This window comes from Streptomyces albipurpureus (assembly GCF_023701525.1).
GTDB classification, from domain to species: domain Bacteria; phylum Actinomycetota; class Actinomycetes; order Streptomycetales; family Streptomycetaceae; genus Streptomyces; species Streptomyces albipurpureus.
The window spans coordinates 1-5038 of sequence record NZ_JAMQAW010000068.1 but is presented as its reverse complement, the minus strand read 5'-3'; the positions used below and the strand labels follow the sequence as shown (position 1 = coordinate 5038).

At 66.7% G+C, this 5038-nt stretch carries 3 protein-coding genes and 2 pseudogenes; all 5 read right to left on the bottom strand.

Annotation, left to right across the window (positions count from 1 at the left end; all coding sequences use genetic code 11):
• Nucleotides 1–95, bottom strand: a pseudogene (locus NBG84_RS34315) (ATP-binding protein); the annotation flags it as partial.
• Nucleotides 76–735: a DUF742 domain-containing protein gene (locus NBG84_RS34310; RefSeq protein WP_250923597.1), complete on the bottom strand. Its 660-nt coding sequence runs from the start codon at nt 733–735 to the stop codon at nt 76–78. The pseudogene NBG84_RS34315 and the gene NBG84_RS34310, both read right to left, overlap by 20 nt.
• A 100-nt stretch (nt 736–835) precedes the next feature.
• Nucleotides 836–1249, bottom strand: coding sequence for a roadblock/LC7 domain-containing protein (locus NBG84_RS34305; protein ID WP_006127847.1), 414 nt, complete (start codon nt 1247–1249; stop codon nt 836–838).
• A gap of 10 nt (nt 1250–1259) precedes the next feature.
• Nucleotides 1260–4589 carry a nitrate- and nitrite sensing domain-containing protein gene (locus NBG84_RS34300; RefSeq protein ID WP_250923596.1) on the bottom strand — a complete coding sequence of 1110 codons (3330 nt, stop codon included), beginning with the start codon at nt 4587–4589 and terminating at the stop codon, nt 1260–1262.
• A gap of 377 nt (nt 4590–4966) precedes the next feature.
• A pseudogene (locus tag NBG84_RS34295) lies at nt 4967–5038 on the bottom strand (ATP-binding protein); the annotation flags it as partial.

Below are 5038 nucleotides of genomic sequence, written 5' to 3'. Positions count from 1 at the left end.
AACGTGGTCTTGCCCACGCCGAATCCGCCCGCCACCACGATTTTCGCGCTGGTGGTTGAGCGGGCTGCACCGCCGCTAGAGCTTGCGAAGTCCACTGAGCACCCTTTCGAGCAGTGTCACATCTGGTTGACCGCCGACGGCCTCGTCGCCGCCGGGTTGATGGATGGCCACCATCCCCGCCTCGGCAAGGTCGGCCACGAGGATTCGGGCGACACCGAGGGGAATATGGAGGAGTGCCGAGATCTCCGCTACCGACTTGATCTCGAAGCACAGGCGGCAGATCCGCTGGTGCTCGGGCAGTTGCCCTTGCAGCCTCGCCGGATCTGCCGTAGTACTGACCAGCGCCTCAAGGGCGAGCTGGTATCGCGGCCGGGTCCGGCCACCGGTCATGGCGTACGGACGCACCAGCGGGTTGTGCGCGTTCTGGTGCGACGGCGGCTCGGGTGGTCGCTGCCGCTGTTGATAACGCTGCTGCTGCTGGTCGTACTGCGGTTGGTCGTACCGCTCTTGCTCCTGCGGTGGATACCACCGTGGATCGTACCGCTGGGGGTCTTGCTGCTGGTCGTGCGGTGGGTACGGCTGTGCGTCGTGCGGTGGATACGACTGCTGCTGGTAGGGCTGCTGCGCGCCCTGCCCGCTCGGGGCCGAAGGAAAGTTATAGCGGTTGTGGGAGTGCTCACCGGGCATCCGGTGAGCACCGCCGTCATAACCACGTCCGCCTGGGGGTGTTGCCACGTTTCCTCCTCCGACCGCGAGTAGCCGGTTCCTGTCCCTGTGTGGGGGGCCGCGCCACCGCACCCTATGGTGCGATGGCGCGAAACGCACTGTCTGCCTATTAGTTGAGAAGACTCCCCTGAAGTTCGGCGCGGAGGTCAGGAGTGAGAACACTCCCGGCGCGGTCCACCAGCAAGGCCATCTCATAGCCCACCAGGCCGATATCGGCGTCCGGGTGGGCCAGCACGGCCAGCGATGAGCCGTCGGAGATGGACATGATGAAGAGGAAGCCCCTCTCCATCTCCACCACCGTCTGGTTGACGGCGCCGCCTTCGAAGATTCTTGACGCTCCCGCGGTGAGGGAGGTCAATCCGGAGGCGACCGCCGCCAGTTGATCCGCCCGATCGCGCGGGAATCCTTCAGACATCGCCAGTAGGAGTCCGTCGGCGGAGACCACCACCGTGTGGGACACCCCAGGGGTGTTGTCCACGAAGTTGGTGATCAACCAGTTCAGATTCTGCGCCGCCTGGCTCATCGGGCTCACACTAACGCTCCTGGTGGTAGCTGCTGCCCGGGCCGAAGCCCGGTCCGTTCGTGTCCGCTCCCGCGTTACGTCCCTGCTGGACACCGCGGCGCAGGTTGCTCAACCTGCCACGGACGTCCTCAGGGGCACGGGAGATCTGGGGCCCTCGCTGGGGGGACTGCTCCGCGGCTCCCTCGATGAGGTTGGCCTTGGGTACCCGCCTCGGGAGGCCGGAGGCGGTGATTCCACCTGCCTTCGGCTCGCGGAGCTTCTCCGCCCGGTGCCAGCGCTCGTCATTGGTGGAATGCCAATCCCCGGGCTCTGCCGCGGTCTGCGCCGCGCCACTGCCACCGCCGACCACCGCCTCGGACTGAGCGCTCTGCGCCGCTTGAGTGGTCCGCTCCCCGGGCGGCTGCCACTGCTGCTGAGGCTGTCGCTGCTCAGGCTGCGACTTCTGCTGACTGCCGCGCCGCGGCAGACCGGCCTCGGTCAGCTCATGACCGCTGCTCGAAGAGGGTCCCGGACGTTCGAAGCCTACGCGTTCGGAACCGGTTGTGGGGCCGCTGGAGACAGATGAGGCCGATTCCGATTCTGGCCGAAAATCGGACTCAAAAGTGTTGTGGGACGAGCTCTGATCGGTCCAGTCCCCCTGGTGAGGGTGGCCTTCGAACTGACCAGCGAACTGTGGATCACTTGGCTGCTGGCTCGGATACGCCGCTTCCGGATAGGGACTCCCCGGGTGCCCCGGATGCGCTTGGTTCTGCTGTTGCATCTGGTGCTGCTGGGGCGCCTGATGCATCGGCTGGTTCGGGTAACCACCTGATGCGGAGCCCGGGAAGTCGCCGTACGGCTGGCCCTGCTCGGTGTGCGGCCCGTTCTGGCCGAACTCCTGACCGGGGTACGCCGGCTGTGGATACGGCTGGACGAAGTCGGCGACGTACTGCTGCTGTCCGTCCGGCCCCTGCTGCGACTGGGCGGGCTGGGACGGCTCCTGAGGCTGTGTGTAGGGCTCGGGTGATGCCGTGGGCCCCGCGTCCTGGGACTGGGCCGCCAGCGCCGCACGACGCTCCTCGCGCTTGCGTGAGCGGCCCATGGGGTCAGGCTTCCCCGCGCTCTCCGCGGGGGCGGCCGCGACCTCGTACCGCGAATCGTCGAATCCGAGCTCGGCGGCCGTGCGGGGCGGGGGGCTCGCGAAGGCCGGCTGCTCGGTACGGATCTGCGAGACGGTGAAGGTGGTCTCCGGCAGTTGCTCATCGCCGCCGCCATGGGTGATCGCGTCGGGGAGCATCACCAGGGAGGTGGTGCCCGCCTGCTCACCGGAGGGACGCAGCTGGACCCGGACACTGTGTCGGTCGGCGAGCCGGCCGACCACGAAGAGGCCCATGCGCTGGGACACCGCGGCGTCCACGGTCGGCGGATTGGCCAACTTGTGGTTGATGTCGGCGAAGTCCTCGGCGGTCAGCCCGATGCCCTTGTCATGTATCTCGATCATGACGCGGCCGTCAGGCAGCCGGGTCGCCGTCACCCGCACCTTGGTCTGCGGAGACGAGAACGTGGTGGCGTTCTCCAGCAGCTCGGCCAGCAGATGCACCAGGTCGGTCACGGCCTGCCCGTGGATCTCGGACTCCGGCACCCCGGACAGCTCGATGCGCTCGTACGACTCCACCTCGGACGTTGCGGCCCGGAGCACGTCGACCAGCGGTACGGGCTGGTTCCAGCGGCGACCCGGCTCCTCGCCCGCGAGGATCAGGAGGTTCTCGCCGTTGCGGCGCATCCGGGTCGCGAGGTGGTCCAGCTTGAAGAGGGAGGCCAGCTGGTCCGGGTCGGCCTCCCCGTTCTCCAGCTCGGTGATCAGGGTCAGCTGACCCTCGATCAGCGACTGGTTGCGGCGGGAGAGATTGGTGAAGATCGCGTTGACGTTGCCACGCAGCATGGCCTGCTCGGCGGCGAGTCGCACCGCCTCCCGGTGGACCTGGTCAAAGGCGCGGGCGACCTCGCCGATCTCGTCCTGACTGTCGATCGGGATCGGCTCGACACGGGTGTCGACCCGACCCGGTTCGGCGCGGGAGAGCTGATCGACCAGGGTGGGCAGCCGCTGCTCGGCGATGGAGAAGGCGGCACTGCGCAGCCGCAGCATGGAGCGGCTCATCTGGCGCGCGACGGCTCCGGCCACGATGAACGCGGTGAGCAGCGCGAGGACGGTGACCAGACCGTTGATGATGGCGTCCCGCTGGGCGTCCGCGGCGATCGAGGAGGCTTCCTCGACGGTACGCTCCAGCAACTCGCGCTCAACCTCGCTGTACCCCTCGAACCTGGCGGTGGCGGCGGTCATCCACGCCGAGGGGGTCACGCCCCTCTTGGCCAGCGCCTCAGGTGTGGCACCGCTGCCTATTTGCAGGGCCATTCCGGCGAAGGCGGAGTTGCCTTCCTTCGGCACTTCGAGGTCGGAGTCCCGGAACTTCTTGTCGACCGCGGCACTCTTCTGCGCCATGACCCGCTGCAGCCGGTCGGCGTCCGACTTGGTGCCGCCGGAGACGAACTCGCTGACCGCGATCGATTCCAGGTAGTTGTACGAGTTGAACGCGATGGCTTGTTTGGCGGCGATATCGGGCTTGGGGCTGGGTCGTACCAGCAGATGCGTCCCGATGGAGCGCTGCAGGGACCCGGCGGCCTTGGCCAGCTGGATCGCGTAGACCGTACGGCCGTACGAAGAGACGTTTCCGGTGCCGAAGCCGAGTTCGTTGGAGAACGACATCAGGGGGTGCTGAATCCTGACGTAGCCCTCCTCCGTGGCCACCGGGTCCATGCCGGAGGTGTAGGCAGTCGCGCGGAGCGTGCGCAACTCCGGTTCCTGCTCGCGGAAGAGGGTCAGTCGCCGTTCGAGGCCCTGTCCCTCGGGAAGGGTGCGGACGGCGTCGTCGAACTTCCTCCTCGCCGCGTCCGTGGCGGCGTATGCGGAGGCGATGACGTCGGACTGACGAGAGGCGGTGGATTCGGCGGCCAGGAGTGTCGTGGCGGTCAGATCGCGCTCATTGAGGAGCGCCTCGCCGTACTCCGACGCGGCCCGCACGATCAGCGCAGTCTTCTCGGCCTTCTGCGCCTCGTCCCAGGTCTCGATCGAGCCCTTGACCTGGAGACCGCCCATCACCAGTGCGACGATGGCGGGTATCAGCAGGATCGCGTTCAGCTTGGTCGGCACCCGCCAGTTACGGGGAGACAGCGGGCTGATGCCGCTGGGGCCACCGTCGGCAGTGCTGTGCGGTGGTCGCGGCGCTGGCTCTTCCGAGGGCGCCGCTGTGCGCGGGGGCGGGGTGAAGTTGCCCCGCGCCTGCTGCTCCGCGGAGCCCGTCATGCTTCGCCTCACTCGACCAACAACCTCTCGGCACCGGCACCTGAGCTGTGCCGTGTTTCGTTCAGAGCCGTACTACTCAGAAGTTCGTCGAATTTCAGCATGTGGAGCGGGTCCGTTCCAAACAGTTGGAATCAGCCATTCCTACCAATGGTATCGGCAGATAAAACGGGCATAAAGAGCGAGCCCCTTCAAAAGCCGAGGTGGACATGAGCGCAGTGGCACCGACCGAATGCAACCAGTGTCCGGGCCGTGTCAATTCTCTGTCGAAACGTTATGAACGCAAGGGCGGACCGTGTCAAAGGACACAGCCCGCCCATGAACATTTACGACAACTAGCGTATATCTTCGCTCACTTGAACCAAATGCTTGCCGACCTGCTACTTGAGCCGTGCCATGAGGGCGTGTTCGACGAGGGTGATGAGGGCGCTTTTGGCGTCGGAGCGGTGGCG

Coding starts and splice junctions, on each gene's coding strand:
- NBG84_RS34305 (WP_006127847.1), bottom strand. CDS start 1,249: ATGAGCCAGGCGGCGCAGAATCTGAACTGGTTGATCACCAACTTCGTG.
- NBG84_RS34300 (WP_250923596.1), bottom strand. CDS start 4,589: ATGACGGGCTCCGCGGAGCAGCAGGCGCGGGGCAACTTCACCCCGCCC.